The sequence below is a fragment of the Streptomyces sp. CB02959 genome (assembly GCF_002803155.1).
Classification (GTDB): domain Bacteria; phylum Actinomycetota; class Actinomycetes; order Streptomycetales; family Streptomycetaceae; genus Streptomyces.
The window spans coordinates 308,673-332,667 of record NZ_NNBP01000006.1 but is presented as its reverse complement, the minus strand read 5'-3'; the positions used below and the strand labels follow the sequence as shown (position 1 = coordinate 332,667).

Sequence of the window (23,995 nt, the reverse complement as noted above, 5' to 3'; positions counted from 1 at the left end):
CGATGAACACTGCGCTCCCCCTGACGGCTGCCCAGCACGGGGTGTGGGTCGCCCAGCGCCTCGCCCCCGACAGCCCTTTGTTCACCTGCGGCATCTACTTCGACGTCCCCGGACCGGTGGACCGCGTCCTGCTGGCCCGGGCGGTGGAGCAGGCCGTGGCCGAGACCGAGGCCCTGCGGGTCCGCTTCCGCGACGACGGAGCAACGGTCGGGCAGACCGTCGACCCGTCCGTCACGGGGGAGCTGGCGTACGTCGACCTGAGCGGCGAGACCGACCCGGACGGGGCCGCCCGGGCCTGGATCGACGCCGACCAGGCCCGGCCCGTCCCGGTCACCGGCGACCGGCTGTTCCAGTACACGCTGCTGCGGCTCGGTCCCGAGCGGCACTGGTTCCACTTCCGCTACCACCACATCCTGCTCGACGGCTACGGACAGGTCCTGCACTGCCGACGCCTGCTGGAGGTCTACACGGCACTCGCCGCCGGTGAGCAACCGCCCGCGAGCGGCTTCGGCACCCTGGGCCAGGTCCTGGACGAGGAGAACGCCTACCTCGGCTCCGTCCGCGGGGAGCGCGACGGCGCCTACTGGCAGCGGGAGTTCGCCGACCTGCCGGAATCCACCGACCTCGGCTCCGGCGCCACCGGCCTCGCGCTCAGCCTGCCCGGCGCGCGGGCCCGGCTGCCCGAGGAGACCGCCCTGCGCGTGCGCGGGCTCACCGGGTCCCGCTGGTCCCTACCGGTGATCGCCGCCGTGGCCGCCCACACCCATCGTGTCACCGGCGCCCACGACGTCCTCGTCCGGGTCTTCATGGCCGGCCGCCTCAGCCCGCACGCCCTGGCGACACCGGCCATGCTCGTCAACGACGTCCCGCTCCGGATACGCGTCGACGGTTCGACGACCTTCACCGAACTGCTCGACCGGGTCGCCGCCCGCCTCGCCGAGGCCACCCGGCACCAGCGGTACCCGCACGACCGACTCCGCCGCGACCTGGCAGCCACCGCCCACCCGGGCAGCCTCGGCGGCCCGTCCGTGAACGTCCTCTCCTTCGCCGCCGCCCGCCTGCCCTTCGGGACCGTCCGGGCCGAGGCACACCAGCTGGCCGCCGGCCCGGTGCGCGACCTCGCCCTGCACGCGTACGGCGACCCCGAGGCGGGCGACGGCATCGAACTCACCGTGAACGCCCACCCCGGCCGCTTCACCCCCGAGACGTCCGCCGCCCACCGCGACCGCTACCTACGCCTCCTCACCACCGCCACCGAGCACCCCGACCTGCCCATCGGCGCCCTCGACCTGCTCGACGACACGGAACGGGAGCGCTTCCACGCCCGCAACGACACCGCCCACCCGACCGACCCGCGCTCCCTGGTGGAGTTGTTCGAGGCGCAGGACCCGGCCGCCGAGGCCGTCGTCTTCGAGGGCGAGCGGCTGACGTACGGCGAACTCGACGCCCGGGTGAACCGCCTCGCGCACGCCCTGCGGGAGCAGGGCGTCGGACCGGAGTCGCGGGTGGCGGTACGGCTGCCCCGCTCGCTCGACCTGGTCGTCGCGCTGTGGGCGGTGCTGAAGACCGGCGCCGCGTACGTGCCCGTCGAGACCGGCTACCCGGCCGACCGGATCGCGTACGTCCTCGCCGACTCCCGCACGTGCTTCGTGATCGACGAGGAGAACGTACGGACCCTCGGCGAGGGCAAGCCCGAGACCGGCCCCGGCGTCGCCCCGCGGGGGGACAGCGCCGCCTACGTCATCCACACCTCGGGCACCACCGGCCGCCCCAAGGGCGCCGTCGTCACCCACGCCGGCATCGCCAACATGCTCGCCTGGATGCAGGACGAGTACCGGCTCACCCCGGCGGACCGGGTCCTGCACAAGACCCCGGTCGGGTTCGACGTGTCGGTATGGGAGGTGTTCTGGACCCTCACCCGCGGCGCGACCCTGGTCGTCGCCCGCCCCGACGGCCATCGCGACCCCGCCTACCTGGCCCGGCTGGTCCGCGACGACCGGATCACCGTCCTCCACTTCGTCCCGGCGATGCTCGGCCCGTTCCTCGACGAGTACGTTCCCGTCGAGTCCCTCCGCATGGTCAGCTGTGGCGGCGAGGCCCTGCCCGCCGGGCTTGCCGACCGCTTCCACCGCGAGTGCGGCGCCCGGCTCCACAACTCCTACGGCCCCACCGAGTTCTCGGTGACCGCCACCTCCCACGCCACCGCCCCCGGCGTGCCCGTCACGATCGGCACGCCCACCCACAACTCCCGGGCCTACGTGCTCGATCCGGCCCTGCAACCGGTCCCGGACGGCGTGACCGGCGAGCTGTACCTGGCCGGCGTCCAGCTCGCCCGCGGATACTTCGACCGCCCCGGCCCGACCGCCGAGCGCTTCGTCGCCGACCCCCACGGCCCGGCCGGCGGCCGCATGTACCGCACCGGCGACCTGGTGCGCCGACGGGCCGACGGCGACCTGGAGTTCGTCGGACGCGCCGACGACCAGATCAAGATCAACGGCCAGCGCGTCGAACCCGCCGAGGTCGAGGCCGTTCTGGCGACGGTGCCCGGCGTCACACAGGCCGTGGTCCTCGTCCAGGACTCCGCGGCGGGCGCCCGCCAGCTCTTCGGCTACGTGACCGGTACCCCGGAAGCCGCCCCGCGGGCCTGGAGCGCGGACCGGCTGCCCGCCCACATGGTGCCCGTGGACGTGCGTGTCCTGCCGTCGATCCCGGTGACCCCCAACGGCAAGATCGACCGGCGCGCCCTGCCCGCCCCGGCCCAGCCGGTCAGCGGCCGCGCCCCCGGGACCGCCACCGAGCATGCGCTGCACTCCCTCGCCGCCGACCTGCTGGGCCGTCCCGGCCTGGGCGTGGACGAGGACCTGTTCGCCCTCGGTGCCGACAGCATCCACGCCATCCAGCTGGTCAGCCGCGCCCGCCGCCAGGGCCTGCACCTCACCGCCCAGGACGTCTTCGACCACCCGACTGTCGCCCGGCTCGCCACCGTAGCCGCCACGGCACCGGCACCCGCGTCCGCCGAGGACGACCCGGTCGGCGAGCTCCCCGAGACGCCGATGGCCCGACGCCTCGCCGAACGCGGCGGCCCCACCGCCGGGTTCGCCCAGTCCCTCCTCCTCGCCACCGGGCCCGAGCTGTCGTACGAGCGCCTCGGCACGGCTCTCCAGCTCGTCCTCGACCGCCACGACGCCCTGCGCATGCGCGGCCGGCACACCCGGCCCGTGGGCGCCGTACGGGCCGGGGACTGCCTGACCCGGGCCCAAGGCGGCGAGGACGTGGCCGCGCACAAGGAGGCCGCCCGCCAGGCGCTGTCCCCCGACGACGGTGTGATGGTCCGGGCCGTGTGGTTCGAGTCCGGTCAACTGCTGCTCGTTCTCCACCACTTGGTCGTCGACGGCGTGTCCTGGCGCATCCTGCTGGCCGACCTCGCCGAGGCGCTCGCCGGCGGCGAACTGTCCCCGGCCGGAACCTCCCTGCGCCGCTGGGCCGCGCACCTGGAGGCATCAGCCGATGAACTCCCGCTGTGGACCGAGGTGTTGGCCACGCCGGAGCCCGTCCTCGGCGCCCGCCGCCTCGATCCCGCCCAGGACGTCCACGGTACCGCCCGCTCGGTCACCGTCACCGTCCCGGCCGACCTCACCGCCACCCTGCTGACCACCCTGCCGACCGCCTACCGGGCCACCCCGGACGACATCCTGCTCGCCGCGCTCTCGGCCGCCGTACAGCGCCACCGGGGCGAAGGACCGGTCCTGGTCGACCTGGAGGGCCACGGCCGCGACCACCTGCCCGACGGCATGGACCTGTCCACCACCGTCGGCTGGTTCACCCGCATCCACCCGGTGCGCCTCGCCCCCGGCACCGGGACCGGTCCCGCGCTGATCAAGCGCACCAAGGAGGAGCTGCGCGCCATCCCGCACGGCGGCCGGGGCCACGACCTGCTCCGCGACCGGCTCACCGGGCTGCCCGCACCCCAGATCTCCTTCAACTACCTGGGCCGCCTGGACGCCCAGGACCTCGGCGGCTGGCGCCTCGCCGACGGCGAGACGGCCGTGGAACTGCTCGCCGACGACTCTCTCGCACTCACCCACGCCCTCCAGATCGACCTCCACGTCCGGGCCGGCGAACTCACCGCCGAGTGGACCTACCCCTCGGGCGTCCTCACGGAGACCGACGTACGCGCCCTCGCCGAGGCATGGACCGCCGCCCTCGCCGAACTCGCCGCGCACACGGGAGGCGGACTCACCGTCTCCGACGTACCTCACGTCCGGATCACCCAGGAGGAACTGGACCGGTTCCGCGGCGCCACCGACGTCCTGCCCCTCTCCCCGCTCCAGGAGGGCCTGCTCTTCCTCGCGCTGTACGAGTCCGACGACCCGTATGTCGGGCAGCTCGTCCTGGAGATCGACGGCGGCTTCGACCCCGCTCGCATGCGGGCCGCCGCCACCGCACTGCTGCACCGCCACCCCAACCTGCGCGCCGCCTTCCGCAGCCGCTCGGCGGGCGCCCCCGTGCAGGTGGTCCCCGCCGACGTCAGGGTGCCTTGGGAGGAGCGCGACGAGGACGACCTGGAGGCGTTCCTCGCCCGTGACCGGGAGCGTGGCTTCAGTGTCGTACGGCCGCCCCTGCTGCGGTTCACCGTTCTCGGGAACCGCCTCGTCCTGACCCACCATCACCTGCTGCTGGACGGCTGGTCCCTGCCGCTGCTGGTACGCGAGCTGTTCACCCTGTACGGCGGGACCGAACTGCCACCGGCCGCCCCGTACCGCCACTACTTGGCCTGGCTCGACCGCAAGGATCACGCCGCGTCCGCGGAGGCGTGGCGCGAGCATCTCGGTGGCCTGGCCGCGCCCACCCGGCTCGCCCCCGCCGACCGCACCCCCGCCGACCGCACCCCCGCCGACCGCGCTCCCGGCGGACACGACGTCCATGAGCTGGTCCTGTCCGAGACGCTGACCGAAGCCCTGTCGGCGACGGCCCGTGCGCACCGGCTCACCCTCAACACCGTCGTGCAGGGCCTGTGGGGCCTGCTGCTGAGCGCCTTCACCGGCCGCGACGACGTCGTGTTCGGCGCGACCGTCTCCGGGCGCCCGCCCGAGCTGCCCGGCGCGGATTCAATGGTCGGGCTGTTCGTCAACACCCTGCCGGTCCGGGTGCGGATCGACCGGGACGAGCCGCTGGCGGCGCTGCTGGCCCGGCTCCAGAACGAGCAGCGCTCGCTCGACGCCCACCAGCAGGCATCACTGGCGGAGATGACCCGCTCGTCCGGCTTCGACGCGCTGTTCGACACCGTCGTCGCCTTCGAGAACTACCCGATGGAAGACGGCATCGAGGCCGGCGGACTGCGCCTCGCCCACGCCGAACTCGTCGAGCGCACCCACTACCCGGTAAGCCTGTCCGTCTTCCCCGGGGAGCGGCTGCGGCTGAGGTTCTCCTACCTCACCGGCGCCCTGGACACGCCGGCTGTCACCCGGATCGCCGCTCATCTGGCCGACCTGGTGGGCAGCGCGGCGACCGGACTCGACGTCCCGGCCGGTGAATTGACCGCGCTGAGCGAAGCGGACCGGCTGCTGGTCACCGGCGTCCGCACGGCCGACGCTCCCGTGCAGGCGGCCACCGCCGTCACGGGCGGCGAGCCCCGATCGCCCGAGGAGCGGAAGCTGTGCGCCCTCGTCGCCGAGGTGCTCGACGTCGAACGGGTCGGCCTCCACGACGAGTTCTTCGCGCTCGGCGGCACCTCGATCCTGATGATCCGCCTCGTCCACCGGGTGCGTGACGAGTTCGGCGTCGACCTGTCCCTGCGGGACGTCTTCGCAGGGCCGACCGTCGCAGGTGTCGCCGAACGGCTGACCGGGCAGGCCCCGCAGGCCAAACGCATCACGGCCGAGGAACGGCCCGGCCGCGTCCCGCTGTCCTTCGCCCAGGAACGCATGTGGTTCCTCCAGCGGCTCCAGGGCGCCTCGGGGACGTACAACATCCCGATCCAGATCCGGCTCGCCGGTTCCCTCGACGCGGACGCGCTCGGCGCCGCGCTCGCCGACCTCGTCGCCCGCCACGAGGCGCTGCGCACGGTGTACCCGGAGGACGCCGACGGTCCGCACCAGATCGTCCTGCCCCCGCACACCGGCTTCGCCATGGAAGTCGTAAGCGACGCAGGCCCCGCCCCCGACCTGGCCGCCTCCGCGGCCCGCCCCTTCGACCTGACCCGTGACCTGCCCCTGCGGGCCACCCTCTACCCGACCGGACCCGACACCCACGTCCTGCTGCTCGTGGTGCATCACATCGCTGCCGACGGAGCCTCGCTGCGCCCGCTCGCCGAGCACCTGTCCGCCGCCTACCGGGCCCGGCTCGACGGCGACGCGCCGGAGTTCCCCGAACTGGCCGTCCAGTACCCGGACTTCGCGATCTGGCAGCGGGAGACGCTCGCGGCGGACCTGCCGCGCCAGATCGACTACTGGAAGGAGCGCCTCGACGGTCTGCCGCCCGAGGTCAGCTTCCCCGGCGCCCGGCCGCGCCCGGCGGTGGCCACCCACCGCGGCGACCACGTGGAGTTCCACGTCGGCCCGGACCTCTATCAGCGGATGCTGGACCTCGCCGGCCGTACCCGCAGCACGCCGTTCATGATCCTCCAGGCCGCCGTGTCCCTGCTGCTGACGCGGCTCGGAGCGGGCGACGACATCCCGCTCGGCGGTGTGATCGCGGACCGGCCCGACTCGGTGCTCGACGACGTGGTCGGCGTGTTCATCAACACCCTCGTCTACCGCATGGACACCTCCGGGGACCCGGCCTTCGAGGAGCTGCTGGTGCGCGTCCGAGAGACCGGCCTGGCCGCCTACGCCCACCAGGGCGTCCCGTTCGAGCGGCTCGTGGAGGAGCTGAACCCGGAGCGCTCCCGCTCCCGGCATGCCTTCTTCCAGGTGATGCTGGCCTGGCTGGACCTCACCGAGGCCCGCTTCGAGCTGCCCGGTCTGACCGCCGAAACCGGCGCGGTGACCAGCGGCAACGCCAAGTTCGACGTGCACTTCGACTGCCACGTCCACGAAGGCGGCGGGCTGCTGTGCCGCCTGGAGTACGCCACCGACCTGTACGACCGCCGGACGGCGGAGAGCTTCGCCGCCCGCTTCGTGCGGGTACTGGAGTGCGTCACCGCCGACCCCGCGCAGCGGCTGTCCGAGGTGGACGTGCTGGGCGCCGAGGACCGCGCCCTGGTGCTGCACGGCTGGAACGACACCGGCCTCGCGTGGGACGACGGGCGTTCGATCGTGGAGCGCTTCGAGGCGCAGGACCCGGACGCCGAGGCGGTCTCCTTCGAGGGCGAGCGCCTCACCTACGGCGAGCTGAACACCCGCGTGAACCGTCTGGCGCACGCCCTGCGCGGCCGGGGTGCGGGCCCCGAGTCCAGGGTCGCGGTGATGCTGCCGCGCTCGGTGGACCTGATCGTGGCCCTGTGGGCGGTGCTGAAGGCGGGCGCCGCGTACGTGCCCATCGACACCGGCTACCCGGCCGACCGGATCGCGTACATCCTCGCCGACTCCGGCGCGACCCTGCTCGTCTCCGACCGGGACGTGGACGGATTCGACCGGATCGGTCCCGACTGCGGGGACACCGAGGAGAACCCGCGGGTGCCCGGCCACGGCGACAACGCCGCCTACGTCATCTACACCTCCGGCTCCACCGGCCGCCCCAAGGGCACCGTCAACACGTACGCAGGCATGGCCAACCGCCTGTGGTGGATGCAGCGCGACCACGAACTGACGGCCGCCGACCGGGTGTTGCAGTCCACACCCGTCAGCTTCGACGTGTCGGTGTGGGAGGTCTTCTGGACCCTCACCCACGGCGGCACCCTCGTGGTCGCCCGCCCCGACGGCCACCGCGACCCGCTCTACCTGGAGCGGCTGATGAGCGAGGAACACGTCACGGTCGTCCACCTCAGCTCCTCGATGCTGGGCGCCTACCTCGCCGAGACCCGGCTGCCGCACTCGGTGCGCCTGGTCGTCTCCGGTGACGAGGCACTCCCCGCCGAGCTGGTACGGCGCTTCCACGAGGACGCGGACGCCGTGCTCCTCAACGCCTACGGCCCGACCGAGGCCGCCGTCGACGTCACCACCTGGCCGGCCGGCCAGGACACCGGCACCGTGCTGATCGGCGGCCCCGTACCCAACACCCGCATGTACGTGCTGGACGCCGACCTGGCCCCGGTCGCGCCGGGCGTGCCCGGCGAGCTGTACTGCCACGGCGTCCAGCTCGCGCGCGGCTACCTCGACCGGCCCGCCCTGACCGCCGAACGGTTCGTCGCGAGCCCCTACGGCCCGCCCGGATCCCGCATGTACCGCACGGGCGATGTGGCGCGCTGGACGGCGGACGGCGAGCTGGAATACCTCGGCCGCGCCGACAACCAGGTCAAACTGCGCGGTTTCCGCGTCGAGCTCGGCGAGATCGAGGACGCCCTGGCCGACCACCCGGCCGTCGCCCAGGCGGCCGCGGCCGTACACGGCCAGTGGCTCGTCGGCTACGTCGTCCCCACCGACCCGAGCGCCCCGCTCGACGCCGCCGACGACATCCGCGACCGGCTCGCCGCCCGGCTGCCCGAGTTCATGGTCCCGGCCCAGATCGTCCCCCTGGACGTGCTGCCGCTCACCCCGAACGGCAAGCTCGACCGCAACGCCCTCCCGGTCCCCGACCTCGCGCACACCAGCGGGCGCGGGCCGCGGACCCCGCAGGAGGAGATCCTGTGCGGGCTGTTCGCCGAGGTGCTCGGCGTGGCCGAGGTCTCGATCGACGACGACTTCTTCGCACTCGGCGGCCACTCCCTGCTGGTGACCCGGCTGGCCGGCCGCATCCGCGCGGCACTCGACACCGACATCGAACTGTCGGTGCTGTTCGAGGCGACGACCGTGGCCAAGCTCGCGACCCGGCTGGCAGGGAGCGGACCGCGTCGCTCCGGCGTCACGGCACAACCGCGGGAGGGGCGTCTGCCGCTGTCGTACGCCCAGGAACGGCTGTGGTTCCTGCACCGCTTCGAGGGCCCGTCCCCGACCTACAACCTGCCCGTCGCGCTGCGGCTGACCGGCGACCTCGACGTCGCCGCGCTCACCGCCGCCCTGGACGACCTGACGCGACGGCACGAGGCACTGCGCACGGTCTTCGCGGAGGACGGACAGGGGCCCCACCAGGTCGTCCTGCCGTCCGTGCCGCCGCTGAGTGTCATGGACATCGACGAGGAGGGGCTCGCCGCCCGCCTGGCGCAGGCGGTCCGCACTCCGTTCGACCTCACCACCCAGGCTCCGTTCCGTGCCGCCCTGTTCGACCTCGGCGCGAACGAGTACGTACTGCTACTTGTCCTGCACCACATCGCCGGCGACGGCGCCTCCATGGCCCCGCTCGCCCGCGACCTCGCCACCGCCTACGCGGCCCGGACCCGGGGAGAAGGTCCCGACTGGGCCCAACTGCCGCTCCAGTACGCCGACTTCGCGGTATGGCAGCGGCGGACACTCGGCGCGGCCGACGACCCGGACAGCGTTCTCTCCCGGCAGCTCGACCACTGGCGCAGCACGCTCACGGGGCTGCCCGAGCAGATGGAGCTGCCCTCCGACCGGCCTCGGCCCGCCGTTCCCACCCACCGGGGCGACACGGTGCCGTTCGCCGTCGCACCCGAGGTCCACGAGGCCCTGGTCCGGCTTGCCCGGGAGCACCACACGACCGCCTTCATGGTCGTGCACGCGGCCCTCGCCACCCTGCTGCACCGGCTCGGCGCGGGCGATGACATCGTTATCGGCTCACCCGTCGCCAACCGCACGGACGACGCCCTGGCGCCGCTCGTCGGCTTCTTCGCCAACAACCTGGTCCTGCGCACCGACCTCACCGGCGACCCCGACTTCACCGAGGTGCTGCGCCGGGTACGGGCCGGGGACCTCGCGGCCTACGCCCACCAGGACGTGCCGTTCGAGCGGGTCGTGGAGGCGGTCAACCCGGTGCGCTCCACCGCCCGGCACCCGCTGTTCCAGACGGGGCTGAACTTCAACAACGCCGACCAGCAGACGGCTCTCGACCTCGCCGTCGACCTGCCCGGAGTGTCGGCGCGCGTGCAGCCGGTGGCCTCGCCCGCCGCCAAGTTCGACCTGTCGTTCTTCCTCACCGAGCGGCCCGAGGGCGGGGTGAGCGGGCTCCTGGAGTTTGCCACCGACCTGTTCGACCGCGACTCGGCCGCCCGTGTCGCGGAGCGCTTCACCCGGTTGCTCACCGCCGTCACCGCTGAACCGGGCCGCCCGGTAAGGGAGTTCGACCTCGTCCACGACGACGAACGGCGCCTGCTGCTCACCGAGTGGAACGCCACCGACCACGAGGTGCCGTCGCAGACCCTCACCGAGCTGATCGAGGCCCAGGCCGCCCGTACCCCGGACGCCCCGGCCGTCGTCTTCGGCACGACCGAGCTGTCGTACGCCGAACTCGACGCCCGGGCCAACCGGTTGGCCCGGCACCTGACCGGCCTCGGTGCCGGTCCCGAGCGGTACGTCGCCGTGCTGATGCCGGTCTCCGAACACCTCCCGGTGACCCTGCTGGCCGCCCTCAAGGCCGGCGCCGGCTATCTGCCGCTCGACCCCGCGCACCCGGCCGACCGGCTCGGCTTCATGCTGCGGGACATCGCGCCGGCGGCCGTGGTCACGACGGCTGAACTCGCGGACATCGTACGGTCGTTGACGGATACCCCGGTCGTGCTCCCGGACGCCCCGGCGATCGCGGAACAGCCGTCCGCCCCGCTCATCGGAGTGGTCCGGCGGCCCGAGCACGCCGCATTCGTCATCTTCACCTCAGGCTCGACCGGGCGCCCCAAGGCGGTCGTCGTCGAGCACCGCTCGCTGGTCGCCTACCTGGCCTGGGCGACGCACGAGTACGAGAGCCTGCGCCGACGCGTCCTGGTGCACTCGCCGGTCTCCTTCGACCTCACCGCCACCGGCATGTTCGGCCCGCTGATCTCCGGCGGCACCGTGGAACTGGTCCGCTGGACGGCGAGCGGCCCCGACCCGGACGCCCATGTCACCCGGCCCGACTTCGTCAAGGCCACCCCCAGTCATCTGCACCTGCTCGGCGTGGTGCCGGAGGAGTACTCGCCCGGAGGCCAACTCGTCCTCGGCGGCGAGTCGTTGCTCGGCGACGTACTGGACGCCTGGCGAGCCCGGCACCCCGGGGCGACCGTCCTCAACGAGTACGGCCCCACCGAGACCACCGTCGGGTGCAGCCTGTTCCGTATCGAACCCGGCGACCCCGTCCCGCCCGGCGTCATCACCATCGGCACCCCCGCATGGAACACGCGGATGTACGTGCTTGACGCACTGCTGCGCCCGGCGCCCGTCGGCACCGCCGGCGAGCTCTACGTCGCCGGTGACCTCGTCACCCGCGGCTACCACGGCCGCCCCGGCCTGACCGCCGGGCGCTTCGTCGCCAACCCGTTCGGCCCGCCCGGATCCCGGATGTACCGCACGGGTGACCTCGCCCGCTGGACGGCCGCGGGACTGCTGGAGTTCGTCAGCCGGGTCGACGACCAGGTGAAGATCCGCGGCTTCCGCATCGAACTCGGCGAGGTGGAGGCCGTCCTGACGGCCCAGCCCGGGATCGACGCGGCCGCCGTCGTGGTCCGCGAGGACACCCTCGGCGACAAGCGTCTCGTCGCCTACGTGGTGCCGGAGCGGGATCGCCCGGCGGACCCGGCCGCCCTGCGCGCCGCTGCCGCGCGGGCCTTGCCCGACTACATGGTCCCCGCCGCCTTCGTCGTGCTGGAGACCCTGCCGTTGACCGCCAACGGCAAGATCGCCCGCACGGCGCTGCCGGCCCCGGACCTCAGCGCCGAGGGCTCGGGCCGACCGCCCGCCGAGGGCACGGAGCGGCGCGTGGCGGACCTCGTCGCCGCCGTCCTCGGCGTACCCGAGGTGGGCGCGGACGACGACTTCTTCCGCCTCGGCGGCCACTCCCTGCTCGTCGCCCGGCTGGTCAACCGCGTCCGAGCCGACTTCGGTGCCGAGCTGTCCATCCGGGAGGTCTTCGAGCACGCGACCGTCGCCGGACTCGCCGGGCTGCTGTCGGGGCGGCCGACGGGGGCCGCGCGGCCCCCGCTCGTCCGGCGCGAACGCCCCGACCGGATACCCCTGTCGGCGGCGCAGCGGCGGATGTGGTTCCTCGACCGGCTCGACGGCTCGTCGCAGACGTACACCATCCCCGTCGTCCTGCGGATGACCGGCACCCTCGACCGGGACGCCCTGCGGGACGCCTTCGGAGACCTGGTACGGCGGCACGAAGTGCTGCGCACGGTGATCGCCGAGGAGCCGGAGGGGCCGCACCAGGTCGTCGTCGACACGGAGCCGCGCTTCGCGATCCGGTCGTTCGACCCGGCCGAATTCGACGCGGGGGTGGCGGAGGCCGCCCGGATGCCGTTCTCCCTGGACCACCAGCTGCCCGTCCGCGCCGTGCTGTTCACCGACGGGGAACGTGAACACGTCCTGCTGCTGGTCCTGCACCACATCGCGGGCGACGGCGCGTCCATGCGGCCCCTCGCCGAGGACCTCTCCACGGCCTACGCCGCCCGCCTCGCAGGCCGCGCCCCCGACTGGGTTCCGCTGCCCGTCCAGTACGCCGACTACGCGCTGTGGGAGCGGGAACTGCCCGCCGACCGGGTCGACTTCTGGACGAGGGAGCTGGCCGGGATCCCGGACCAGATCGAGCTGCCCACGGACCGGCCCCGGCCCGCCCTCGCGTCCCAGCGCGGTGGCACGGTGCCCTTCACGGTGCCGGCCGCACTGCGGGACCGTATCGACTCGCTCGGCCGTGACCAGGGCGCCAGTGCCTTCATGGTGCTGCACGCCACGCTCGTCACCCTGCTGACCCGGCTGGGCGCCGGCGACGACATCGTGATCGGAACGCCCGTGGAAGGCCGCCCGGACACCGCGCTCGAAGACCTTGTCGGGCTGTTCGCCAACACACTGGTGCTGCGCACCGACACCTCCGGCGCCCCCACGTTCGAGGAACTGCTCGACCGGGTGCGAGCGGCGGACGTGGCGGCGTACGACCACAACGACGTGCCGTTCGAGCAGCTGGTCGAGGTCCTCAACCCGGCGCGCTCACGCTCCCGGCACCCCCTGTTCCAAGTCATGCTGACGGTCAATCAGGAGGCGATCGCACCCACGCTGTGCGGACTTGAGGTGACCGTCGGGGACGTGCCCGGTGACCGTGCCAAGTTCGACCTGTCGCTGACGCTCACCGAGAGCCGCGAGGGCGGCTGGTCCGGATGGGTCGAGTACGCCTCGGACCTGTTCGACCACGCCACCGCCGAGAGCGTCGCCGCCCGCTATCTGCGCCTGCTGGAGGAGGCGACCGCCGACCCGGCGCGTCCCCTGCACGCCCTGCCCCTGCTCACCCCCGCCGAACGCGAGGACGCGCTCGTCCGGCGGGGCGGCACCGCCCGGCCGCTGCCGGAGGTGTCGCTGCCGGAGATGTTCGAGGCGCAGGTGGCACGCACCCCGCACGCCGTGGCCGTCGTCTCGGACGGTAAGGACGGTACGGACGGCACCGAGCTGACGTACGACGAGCTGAACCGCCGGGCGAGCCGGCTCGCCCGGCACCTGATCGCGCTCGGCGCCGGACCGGAGACCGTCGTCGCCGTGGTGCTGCCGCGCCGCCCGGAGGTGGTCGTGGCGCTGCTCGCGGTCCTGAAGACCGGGGCGGCCTATCTGCCGGTCGACCCGGCCAACCCGCAGGCGCGGATCGACGCGCTGGTCGCTGACGCGGGCGCGCGGATCGTGCTCGACGCGGAGACCTTCCCGGCCGGCCTGGACCATTTCCCCGACAGCGACCTGGGCCTGCCCGTCCACCCCCACCAGGCCGCCTACCTGATCTACACCTCCGGTTCGACCGGCCGCCCGAAGGGAGTGGTCGTCGAACACGGTTCGCTCGCCGCCTATCTGAGCGAGGCCGCGGCGATGTACCCGGCCGCGACGGGCGAGTCCCTGGTACACACCTCCCTCGCCTTCGACATGCCGGTGACCACGCTGTTCACACCTTTGGTCACGGGCGGCCGGGTGCGGCTCGGGGAACTGGACGACGACACACCGACCCCCGACCTGCTCAAGGTCACCCCCAGCCATCTGCGGCTGCTGGAATCACTGCCCGACCACGTCAGCGACGCCCGGAACCTGGTCGTCGGCGGCGAGGCACTCGACGGCACCGCCCTGCAGGCGTGGCGCGACCGGCACCCAAAGGCCGTGGTGATCAACGAGTACGGTCCCACGGAGGCGACCGTCGGCTGTGTCGTCCACCGGCTCGAACCGTACGACGACCTCGCCGCGGGGCCGGTGCCCATCGGCCGCCCCATCGGGGGCGCGCGGGTGTACGTGCTCGACGAGCACCTCCAGCCGGTCCCCGACGAGGTGTGGGGCGAGCTGTACCTCGCCGGCGCCGGACTCGCCCGCGGCTACGCCGGGCGGCCCGGTCAGAGCGCCGAGCGGTTCGTCGCCGACCCGTACGGCCCGCCCGGCGCCCGGATGTACCGGGTGGGCGACCGGGCCCGCTGGAACCGGGCCGGGGTGCTGGAGTACGCCGGACGCGTCGACGACCAGGTCAAGATCCGGGGTTACCGGGTGGAACCGGGTGAGATCGAGGCAGCGTTGACCGCCCTCGACGAGGTCACCGCCGCGGCGGTGGTTGCACGCGAGGACCGGCCGGGCGACCTGAGGCTCGTCGCGTACATCGTCCCCGCCGGGCCGGCCCTGTCGGTCGATTCGGTCCGGGGGGCGCTCGCCGCCTCGCTGCCCGAATACCTCGTCCCGTCGGCGTTCGTCGAGATGGACGCGATTCCTCTGACCCCCAACGGCAAGCTCGACCACAGGGCCCTGCCGGCGCCCCAGGCCGTGCACACGCCGGGAAGCGGTCCGCTTACTGCCCGCGAGGAGGCTCTGTCCAGGCTGTTCGCCGAGGTTCTCGGCATGCCTGAGGTGTCGGTCCACGACGACTTCTTCGCGCTCGGCGGCCATTCGCTGCTGGCCACTGTCCTGGCCAACCGCATCCGTGCTGAACTCGGGGTCCGCGTCGCACTCCGCCAGCTCCTCGACACGCCGAACGTGGCCGCGCTCGCCGAGACGCTGCCCGAGGCCGCGCGGCCCGAACGGATCACCGCCGCCGTGCGTCCCGACCGGCTGCCGCTGTCGTACGCCCAGGAACGTATGTGGTTCCTGCACGTCCTTGATGGGCCGTCCGACGCCTGCAACGTGTCTGTGGCACTGCGTCTGACCGGCGAGGTGGATCTCGCGGCACTGCGCGCCGCACTGGCCGACGTCGTCGCCCGGCATGAGCCGCTGCGTACGGTCTATACGAGCGACGCCGAAGGCCCCCGGCAGGTCGTCCTGCCGGCTGACGCCGCCGTGCCAGAGCTCACCGTGCGGACCGTCACGGAGGAGAAGCTGCCCGAAGAGCTGGCCGAAGCCGCTCGGCATCGGTTCGACCTCGTACGCACCGGGCCGCTGCGGGCCTGGTGTCTTACTCTCTCCGCGAGCGAGCGCGTCCTGGTCCTGGTGGTGCACCACATCGCCGTCGACGCGATGTCGATGGCCCCACTGTCCCGCGACCTGAGCCAGGCATACGCGGCACGGCTGGCCGGAAGTGCCCCCAAGTGGGCGCCGATGGAGGTGGGTTACGCCGACTTCGCGCTCGTGCAGCGCCGAGCCCTCGGGTCCGAGAGTGACGACGGCAGTGAAATCGCGCGCCAGCTGCGGCACTGGACGGAGGCGCTGTCCGGTGCCCCGGCCCAGCTGCCGCTGCCGACCGACCGGCCCCGTCCCGCTGTCGCCTCCCGCCGAGGGGAGGCCGTGAGCTTCCGGATCCCCGCAGAACTGCACGAGAGGCTCACCGTGTTGGCCCGTCGGCACGACGCCACGCTGTTCATGGTCCTGCATGCCGCATTTGCGACGCTGCTGGCCAGGCACGGCGCGGGGGGTGATGTCGTCATCGGCACCCCCGTGGCCGGGCGCGGAGACGCGGCCGTGCACGACCTCGTCGGTCTGTTCGTCAACACCCTGGCGCTGCGCACCGACACCGGCGGTGACCCCACCTTCGCCGAACTGCTGCGCCGGGTCCGCGACACCGACTTGGATGCCTTCGCCCATCAGGACGTGCCGTTCGAACGGGTCGTGGAAGCGCTGAAGCCGGAGCGCTCCACGGCGCAGGAGCCGGTCGTCCAGGTCATCCTCACGCTCGACAACACCAGGGGTCCGGTCGCGCTCGACCTGCCCGGTGTCGCGGTGGCCGGGGAACCGCTGTCCGTACCCACCGCCAAGTTCGACCTGTCGCTGTCCTTTCTCCATCGGCCGGACGGCACCCTCGACGGCGAGTTCGTCTACGCGGTGGACCTGTTCAACCGCATTTCGGTGGAGCGGCTGGCAGAACGGCTGGCCCAGCTGCTCTCCCAGGTCGCGACGGACGCCGACGCGCAGCTGAGCCAGCTCTCTGTGCTGACGGTCGAGGACCGTGGCGCCCTGCTTCTGGCGGCCGAGGACCGGCCCGGCCTGCCCGAAGACGTCCGGGTGCACCTTCTGGACGCCTCCCGGCGCCCGGTGCCGCCGGGTGTGCCCGGCGAGCTGTACCTTGCAGGACCTGAGGGGGCCCTCGCCCTGTGCGCACAGGCCACCGGCGACGCCGCACGGTTCACGGCCGACCTGTCCGGAGACAGGCTGTACCGGACGGGTGAGCTGGCCCGGTACACGGCGGACGGGCGCCTTGAGCCGCTCGGCCGCGCCGAAGATCTGGTGACCTTGCGCGGCTTCCGGGTGAATCTGCATGAGGTGCGTACTGCCCTGCTGGGCCTACCGGAGGTGAAGGAGGCCGCAGTCGCTGTGGACGGCGGCACGGACCGTCGGCAGTTGGTCGCCCAGGTCGTCCCGGCTCCCGGCTACCGCGTCAGCGCATCCACGCTGCGTTCGCGTCTCGCCGAGACTCTGCCCGGCTACCAAGTACCGGCCCAGATCTTCGTGGCTGATGAATTGGCGCTGCCGACCGATCTGGCACCGTACGGGGACGACGACGGTCCGCGGACTGTCCGGGCGCCGAGGACGCCGCGTGAGGAGATTCTGTGCCGGCTGTTCGCCGAGGTTCTCGGCGTGCCCGAGGTCTCGGTCGATGACGACTTCTTCGAGCACGGCGGAAATTCCCTCGGGGCGATCCGGCTGGTCGGCCGCATTCGTTCGGTGCTGGGTGTCGACCTGACGCTGCGCGCGGTCTTCCAGGCGGCCACCCCAGCCGGCGTGGCCGTCCGACTGGACGGAGCCGCCGTGGCGCGGCCCGCCGTCGAGCCCGCCCGGCCCAGGCCCGAACGACTGCCGCTGTCCTACCCCCAGCAGCGGTTGTGGTTCCTGCACCAGTACGAGGGCCCGTCGGCGACGTACAACATCCCGCTCGCCCTGCGCCTGACCGGGCCGCTGGACACGGACGTGCTGGCCGCCGCGCTGACCCACGTGATCGCTCGGCACGAGACCTTGCGCACGGTGTTCGCCGACGACGTGGACGGCTCGTACCAGATCGTCCTTCCGGCCGACGGCATCGAGGCGCCGCTGACTGTACGGCCCACGACCGCTGAGAAGGTCCCGGATCTGATTGCGGAGGCGGTGGCGTACGCCTTCGACCTCACCACCGAAATTCCCCTGCAGATCTCGCTGTTCAAGCAGAGTGCCGATGAAGCGGTACTGCTCTTGCTTCTCCATCACATCGCCGGGGACGCCGAATCTCTGCGGGCGCTGGCCGGCGATCTGACCACCGCCTACGAGTCCCGGTTGAAGGGGATACCGACGCGATGGGTGCCCCTGCAAGTGCAGTACGCCGACTTCGCCCTGTGGCAACACCGGGTCCTCGGCGACACCGCCAACCCCGACAGCCACGGCGGCCGTCAACTTGCCTATTGGCGCGAAGCCTTGGCGGGTGTTCCCGAGGAGCTGAACCTGCCCGTCGACCGACCCCGCACCTCCTTCGCCACGGGCACTGGCGCGGCCGTGCCCCTGGAGATCGGTGCAGCGCTGCACCAGAGGCTCGCCGAAGTCGCCGAGGCGCATGGCGTGACCGTGTTCATGGCACTCCAAGCCGGCCTCGCGGCACTGCTCACCCGGCTCGGCGCGGGCGAGGACCTGCCCATCGGCGTCCCCACTGCGGGCCGCGTGGACGAGGCGCTGGACGGCCTCGTGGGGTTCTTCCTCAACACGCTGGTACTGAGGACCGACACCTCAGCCAATCCGGCCTTTGCTGAACTGCTTGCCCGCGTCCGCCGCACCGCGCTGGACGCCTTCGAACACCAGGACCTGCCGTTCGAGCACATTGTGGAGGCCCTGAACCCGGCCAGGTCTCCGGCCCGGCACCCGCTGTTCCAGGTGATGCTGTCGTTCCGCAACAACGCCGAGGCCACATTCGAACTCCCCGGCCTGACTGTGGAGCCACTCCCGGCGGGCCTTCCGTCCGCCAAGTTCGACCTTTCCTTCAGCCTTACCGAGCGGTTCGACGCACAAGGTGCCCCGGCCGGCGTGCACGGCGAGATCCAGTACGCCACCGCGCTGTTCGACCAGGAGACTGTCGCCCGCCTGGGTGAGCGGCTGAAGCTCTTGCTGGAGGGGGCGGTACACGATCCGGACACGGCCATCGGCGAGTTGGGGGTTCTCCTGCCGGACGAGCATCGTGCCCTGCTCGGCGAGTGGAACGCCACCGCGATCGAAGGCCCTCCCGCCACGCTCGCGAGCCTGTTCGAGCGAACGGCCGCCGCCCGCCCAGATGCACTCGCGGCGATCGCCGGAGACACCTCGGTCACCTACGCCGAACTCAACCGCCACGCGAATCGGCTGGCGCACGTGCTCATCGGCGAGGGAGTCGGACCTGAGTCAGTCGTTGCTCTGGCCCTTCCGCGCTCGCTCGAACTCCTGGTTGCCGCACACGCGGTGGCCAAGGCAGGCGCCGCCTACACGCCCGTCGACCCGGACAACCCGGCAGAGCGGACGGCCGGAATGCTTCAGGACGCTGACGTAGCCCTCGTGATCACCACGGTGGCGCAATCCAGGAGCCTCTCACCGGAGGCACCCGTTCTGGTCCTGGACGACCCGGCGACCGTCGCCCGCATCTCCGTGGCCCCGGACACCGACCCGACGGACGCCGACCGGACAGCCCCGCTGCGGCAGGACAACGCCGCGTACATCATGTTCACCTCCGGCTCGACCGGCCGGCCAAAGGGCGTGGTCGTCTCCCAGGCCTCGGTGGTCAACCACCTGCGCTGGCTGCAGCGCGCATACCAACTGACTTCCGACGATCGGGTGCTGCACAAGACACCCACCGCCTTCACGGTGTCTGTGTGGGAGCTGTTCTGGCCGTTCCAAGCGGGTGCGACCACGGTGGTGGCCGACCCCGACGGGCACCGCGACCCGGACTACCTGGCCCGAACGATCGCCCAGCACTCCATCACGACCGTGCACTTCGTGCCCTCGATGCTGGAGGCCCTGCTCGCCGAGGGCCGCCGGGAAGAGCTCGCGAGCCTGCGCCGGATTTTCGTCGGCGGCGAAGCCCTGTCCCGGGACCTGTACGACCGGTGCACGGCCGCCTGGGGCGTCCCGTTGCACTACAAGTACGGCTCCACCGAGGTGACCTGCGACGCTACCGTTTGGGACCCGGAGACGGACCCAGGAGACCGGCCCCTGGTCACTATCGGCCGGCCGATCGACAACACCCGCGCGTACGTGCTCGACGCCGATCTCAGGCTCGTCCTGCCAGGCGTACCGGGGGAGCTGTACATCGCCGGCGGCCAGGTGACCCGTGGTTACGCAGGACGGCCGGACCTCACTGCCCAGCGGTTCGTGCCGAACCCCTACGAGACCGGCGCCCGGATGTACCGCACCGGCGACCTCGTCAAGTGGGACCGCGAGGGACGGCTGCACTTCGTCAGCCGCGCCGACCAGCAACTGAAGGTCCGCGGCATCCGCGTGGAGCCGGGCGAGATCGAGATGGCGCTCGCCGAACGGCCGGGCGTGCGCCGAGCCGTGGTCGTGCTGCGCGAGGAGGCGCTCGTCGCCTACGTCACCGGTGACGTCGATCCGGACGAACTGCGGCGTCAACTCGCGCCCCGTCTGCCCGCACACCTCATACCGGCATTCATCGTCCGGTTGCAGGAGCTGCCGTTCAACTCCAACGGCAAGGTGGACCGTGGCGCCCTGCCTGCCCCGGACAGGACACCCCGCGGCACCGGCCGGGCACCGGCCACCGAGGACGAGCACACCCTGTGTGACCTTTTCGCCGACGTGCTCGGCCTGCCCGAGGTAGGGATCGACGACGACTTCTTCGCGCTCGGCGGTCACTCGCTCCTGGCCGCCCGGCTCATTCCCCGCATACAGCACGCACTGCACGTCAAGCTGTCTGTACGGGCCTTGTTCGAGGCACCCACCGTCGCGTCTCTGGCCGTACGGTTGCGGTCCGGGGACAAAGCCGAGCAGGACCCGCTGGCGATGCTGCTGCCGTTGCGGACGGGTGGCCCCGGCACCCCGGTGTTCTGTATGCATCCCCTGGGCGGACTGAGCTGGATCTACGCCAATCTTGCGCGGCACCTCGATGACCGCCGGCCGGTCTACGGCCTCCAGGCGGCAGGGCTGGACGGCCATGGGGAGATGGCACGAAGCCTTCCCGATATGGCCGCACGGTACGTAGCCCGGATCCGGGAGGTGCAGCCACACGGGCCCTACCGCCTGGTGGGGTGGTCGTTCGGCGGGCTCGTCACCCAGGAGATGGCAGTCCAGCTCCAGGAGTCGGGCGAGGACGTCGAGCTGCTCATGCTGCTCGACACCTATCCGAGGGACTCGGAGGAGCCCGGACGCACAGAGACGGAACTCCTCGACGGCCTGACGCCGCCGGAGGAGCTGATGACGCTCACCCCGACGCAACTCGGCGCTGTGAAAGAGACGTTGGTGAACAACGACCGCATCGCCGGCCGCCATGTGCCGCGTGTCTTCCATGGAGACCTCGTCTTCTGCCGGGCCCTGCAGCTGGCGGACGGCGAGCGGCTGCGCGAGCCCGACCTGTGGCGGCCCCACATCACCGGCCGAATAGATGTCCACCCGGTCCACGCCACTCACGATGGCATGCTCGCCGACCGTCCAGCCGCGGAGATCGGCCGTCTGCTGGCGGACCTTCTTCGCGAGGCCGACCGGAGCAATTGAACCGGGTCGAACCGATCGAACCTCCCGAACGACTCAACCACAAAGAAAAGGAACCAACGATGACCAACCCCTTCGAGAACCCCGACGGCATCTACCGGGTCCTCACCAACGACGAGGGCCAGCACTCCCTGTGGCCCGACTTCGCCGACGTCCCCGAGGGCTGGACCACCGTCTTCGGCCCGGACGGCCGCACCGCCTGCCTGGAGTACGTCGAGCGCGAGTGGACCGACCTGCGCCCCAAGAGCCTCGTCCGGGCCATGGGCGAGTGACGCGGACGAAAGGGAACACGCACATGAGCAGCGTCGACATGGCGCAGGCACGGTATGCCCCGGCGACCGCCGACGGCACGGTGCGGTACGACAGCGGCACCTTGGCCGGGCTGGGCCGGGTCGCCGCGCTACTGCTGGACCAGGCGGGCGACCGGGTCGACGACCCCGACTGGGTGGCCTGCGCCCGGCACGCCTGGGAGGACGTCTCCCCCGAAGTGCGGCGCACGGTGCGGGAGTTCCGCAGGTACTCGGGGGCCGACGGCGCCCTCGTCCTCAGAGGGCTGCCCATCGACGCCAGGCATCTGCCGCCGACCCCCATGGTGAAGGGCTCGGTCCAGCACCACCCGTCCCTCACGGCGGCGATGCTGCTGCTGTTCGCGGGCGGGCTCGGCGACCCGGCCGCGTTCGCCGCGGAGAAGTCCGGCGCCCTCGTCCAGGACGTGGTGCCGGTGCCGGGCCAGGAGGAGGTGCAGGGCAACGTCGGCGCGGTCGAACTCACCTTCCACACCGAGAACGCCTTCCACCCCCACCGGCCGGACTACGTCATGCTGCTGTGCCTGCGCTCCGATCACGAGGGCGTCGCCGAACTGCGCACCAGCTGCGCCCGGCGCGTCCTGCCGCTGCTGACGCCCGGCACCCGGGAGACGCTCGGCAGGCCCGAGTTCGTGACCGAGGCACCGCCCTCCTTCGGCCCGGCCGGCGAGGGCACCGCGCACGCCGTGCTCACGGGCGACCCGGCCGACCCGGACTGGTGCTTCGACGAGGCGGCCACCCGGGCCGTGACCCCCGAGGCCCGCGCGGCCCTCGCCGAACTCGCCGAGGTCGCCCACCGGACGTACACCGCGGTGCGGCTGCGTCCCGGTGACCTCGCGATCGTCGACAACCGGGTCACCCTGCACGGCCGTTCGGCGTTCACGCCGCGCTACGACGGCCGTGACCGCTGGCTCCAGCGGACGTTCGCGTTCAGTGACCTCCGCCGATCCCGCGACCACCGCCCCGGTGACGGAACCGTCCTGGTCAAGTGACGCTGCTCTGCGGGGCGTTACGAGAATCGATGAAAGGTATGCGCTGACATGACCAAGACCGACCGGTCGCCCCTCGCCGTGTTCGAACGTCACGAGTCGAACGTACGCAGCTACTGCCGTGACTTCCCCGTGGTGTTCGAACGAGCCGCCGGGCACCACCTGTGGGACAGCACCGGGCGTCGCTACGTGGATCTGCTGTGCGGGGCCGGGGCTCTGAACTACGGCCACAATCCGGCCAGGATCGTCGAACGGGTGATCGCCTACCTCGCGGCCGGTGGACCGGTGCAGTCACTGGACCTGCACACCGTGGCCAAGGCCGACTTCCTGGAACGCTTCACGGGCCTGGTCCTGGAGCCGCGCGGGCTCGGCGACTTCGTGGTGCAGTTCCCCGGCCCGGCCGGGACTCTCGCGGTCGAGGCCGCTCTGAAACTGGCCCGCAAGGTCACCGGACGCACCGAGGTGATCGCCTTCACCGGAGGTTTCCACGGCGCTTCCCTGGGAGCACTGGCCGCCACGGCCTCCCCGTTGCTGCGCGGCGCGGCGGGGGTGCCCCTGGCCGACGTCACCGTCCTCCCGTACGGCGACGCCGCCGGCCCGGACGGGACCGACCCCGTCACCGCCCTGGAGCGCGCTCTGGGCCCGGACAGCCGGGCGGCCCCGCCCGCCGCGATCCTGCTGGAGACGGTCCAGGGTGAGGGGGGACTGCACACGGCGCCTCGCCCCTGGCTCGCCAGAATCCGCGAACTCGCCGACTCGGTAGGCGCGTTGGTGATCGTGGACGACATCCAGGCGGGCTGTGGACGCACCGGGACCTTCTTCAGCTTCGAGGACGCCCCGGAACTGAGCCCCGACCTCGTGTGCCTGTCGAAGTCGCTCAGCGGCATGGGACTGCCGATGGCGGCCCTGCTGATCCGGCGCGGGATCGACCAGTGGGCGCCGGGTGAGCACAACGGCACCTTCCGCGGCCACAACCTCGCCTTCGTGGCGGGCTCCGCCGCCCTGGACCACTGGACCGACCCGCACTTCACCGACCACGCCGCAGAGTTGGCCGCCGCGATCCGCACCAGCCTCGGGAACATCACCACGGCCCTCCCGGCGGGAGTCGCCGACGTCGTCGGCAAGGGAGCGATGAGCGGCCTGAGGTTCACCGACGCCCAGAACGCCGACGGGGTGCGGCGGGCCCTGTTCCGCGCCGGGATCGTGGCCGAGACCTCCGGACAGGGACACGTGCTCAAGCTGATGCCACCGCTCACGATGTCACTCACCACATGGAAGGAGGTGGCCGACACCATCGGCGACACGGTTCTCACCACGGTGCCCGCGCTCTCCGCCACCGCCTCACAGGCATCCGGGGCCGCCTGATCCGACACGCGGCCAGCGGCCGGGAACGTGCGCCGCGGCCGGTACCGAATCCACCGGGGGCCGGGCCTCCAGCGGCCCGGACCGGCCGGTCTGCACCGCGCCTGCCGGTCCCGGAACCGCCGGCGGCAGTGCGGAT

General features: G+C 72.3%; 4 protein-coding genes. All 4 read left to right on the top strand.

Annotated features, from left to right (window positions below; all coding sequences use genetic code 11):
- Nucleotides 1-2 precede the first annotated feature (2 nt).
- From CG747_RS13035 to CG747_RS13020, 4 genes are read left to right on the top strand one after another with little or no spacing between them, the layout of a single operon-like run.
- A complete protein-coding gene (locus tag CG747_RS13035) occupies nt 3-21,203 on the top strand; it encodes a non-ribosomal peptide synthetase (protein ID WP_100601857.1) in 21,201 nt (7,066 codons plus the stop codon).
- A gap of 59 nt (nt 21,204-21,262) precedes the next feature.
- Complete coding sequence (locus tag CG747_RS13030; RefSeq protein WP_100601856.1) at nt 21,263-21,472, top strand: MbtH family protein; 210 nt, start codon at nt 21,263-21,265, stop codon at nt 21,470-21,472.
- A gap of 23 nt (nt 21,473-21,495) precedes the next feature.
- The gene (locus tag CG747_RS13025; protein ID WP_100601855.1) at nt 21,496-22,497 is read left to right on the top strand and encodes a TauD/TfdA family dioxygenase; all 1,002 of its coding nucleotides are present in this window, start codon (nt 21,496-21,498) and stop codon (nt 22,495-22,497) included.
- Nucleotides 22,498-22,545: 48 nt separating this feature from the next.
- Nucleotides 22,546-23,859 carry a diaminobutyrate--2-oxoglutarate transaminase gene (locus CG747_RS13020; RefSeq protein WP_100601854.1) on the top strand — a complete coding sequence of 438 codons (1,314 nt, stop codon included), beginning with the start codon at nt 22,546-22,548 and terminating at the stop codon, nt 23,857-23,859.
- The last annotated feature ends 136 nt before the right edge of the window (nt 23,860-23,995 follow it).

What these genes read in the sequence shown, in the direction of transcription:
- CG747_RS13035 (WP_100601857.1), top strand. Translation starts at nt 3, where the DNA reads ATGAACACTGCGCTCCCCCTGACGGCTGCCCAGCACGGGGTGTGGGTC.
- CG747_RS13020 (WP_100601854.1), top strand. Translation starts at nt 22,546, where the DNA reads ATGACCAAGACCGACCGGTCGCCCCTCGCCGTGTTCGAACGTCACGAG.
- CG747_RS13030 (WP_100601856.1), top strand. Translation starts at nt 21,263, where the DNA reads ATGACCAACCCCTTCGAGAACCCCGACGGCATCTACCGGGTCCTCACC.
- CG747_RS13025 (WP_100601855.1), top strand. Translation starts at nt 21,496, where the DNA reads ATGAGCAGCGTCGACATGGCGCAGGCACGGTATGCCCCGGCGACCGCC.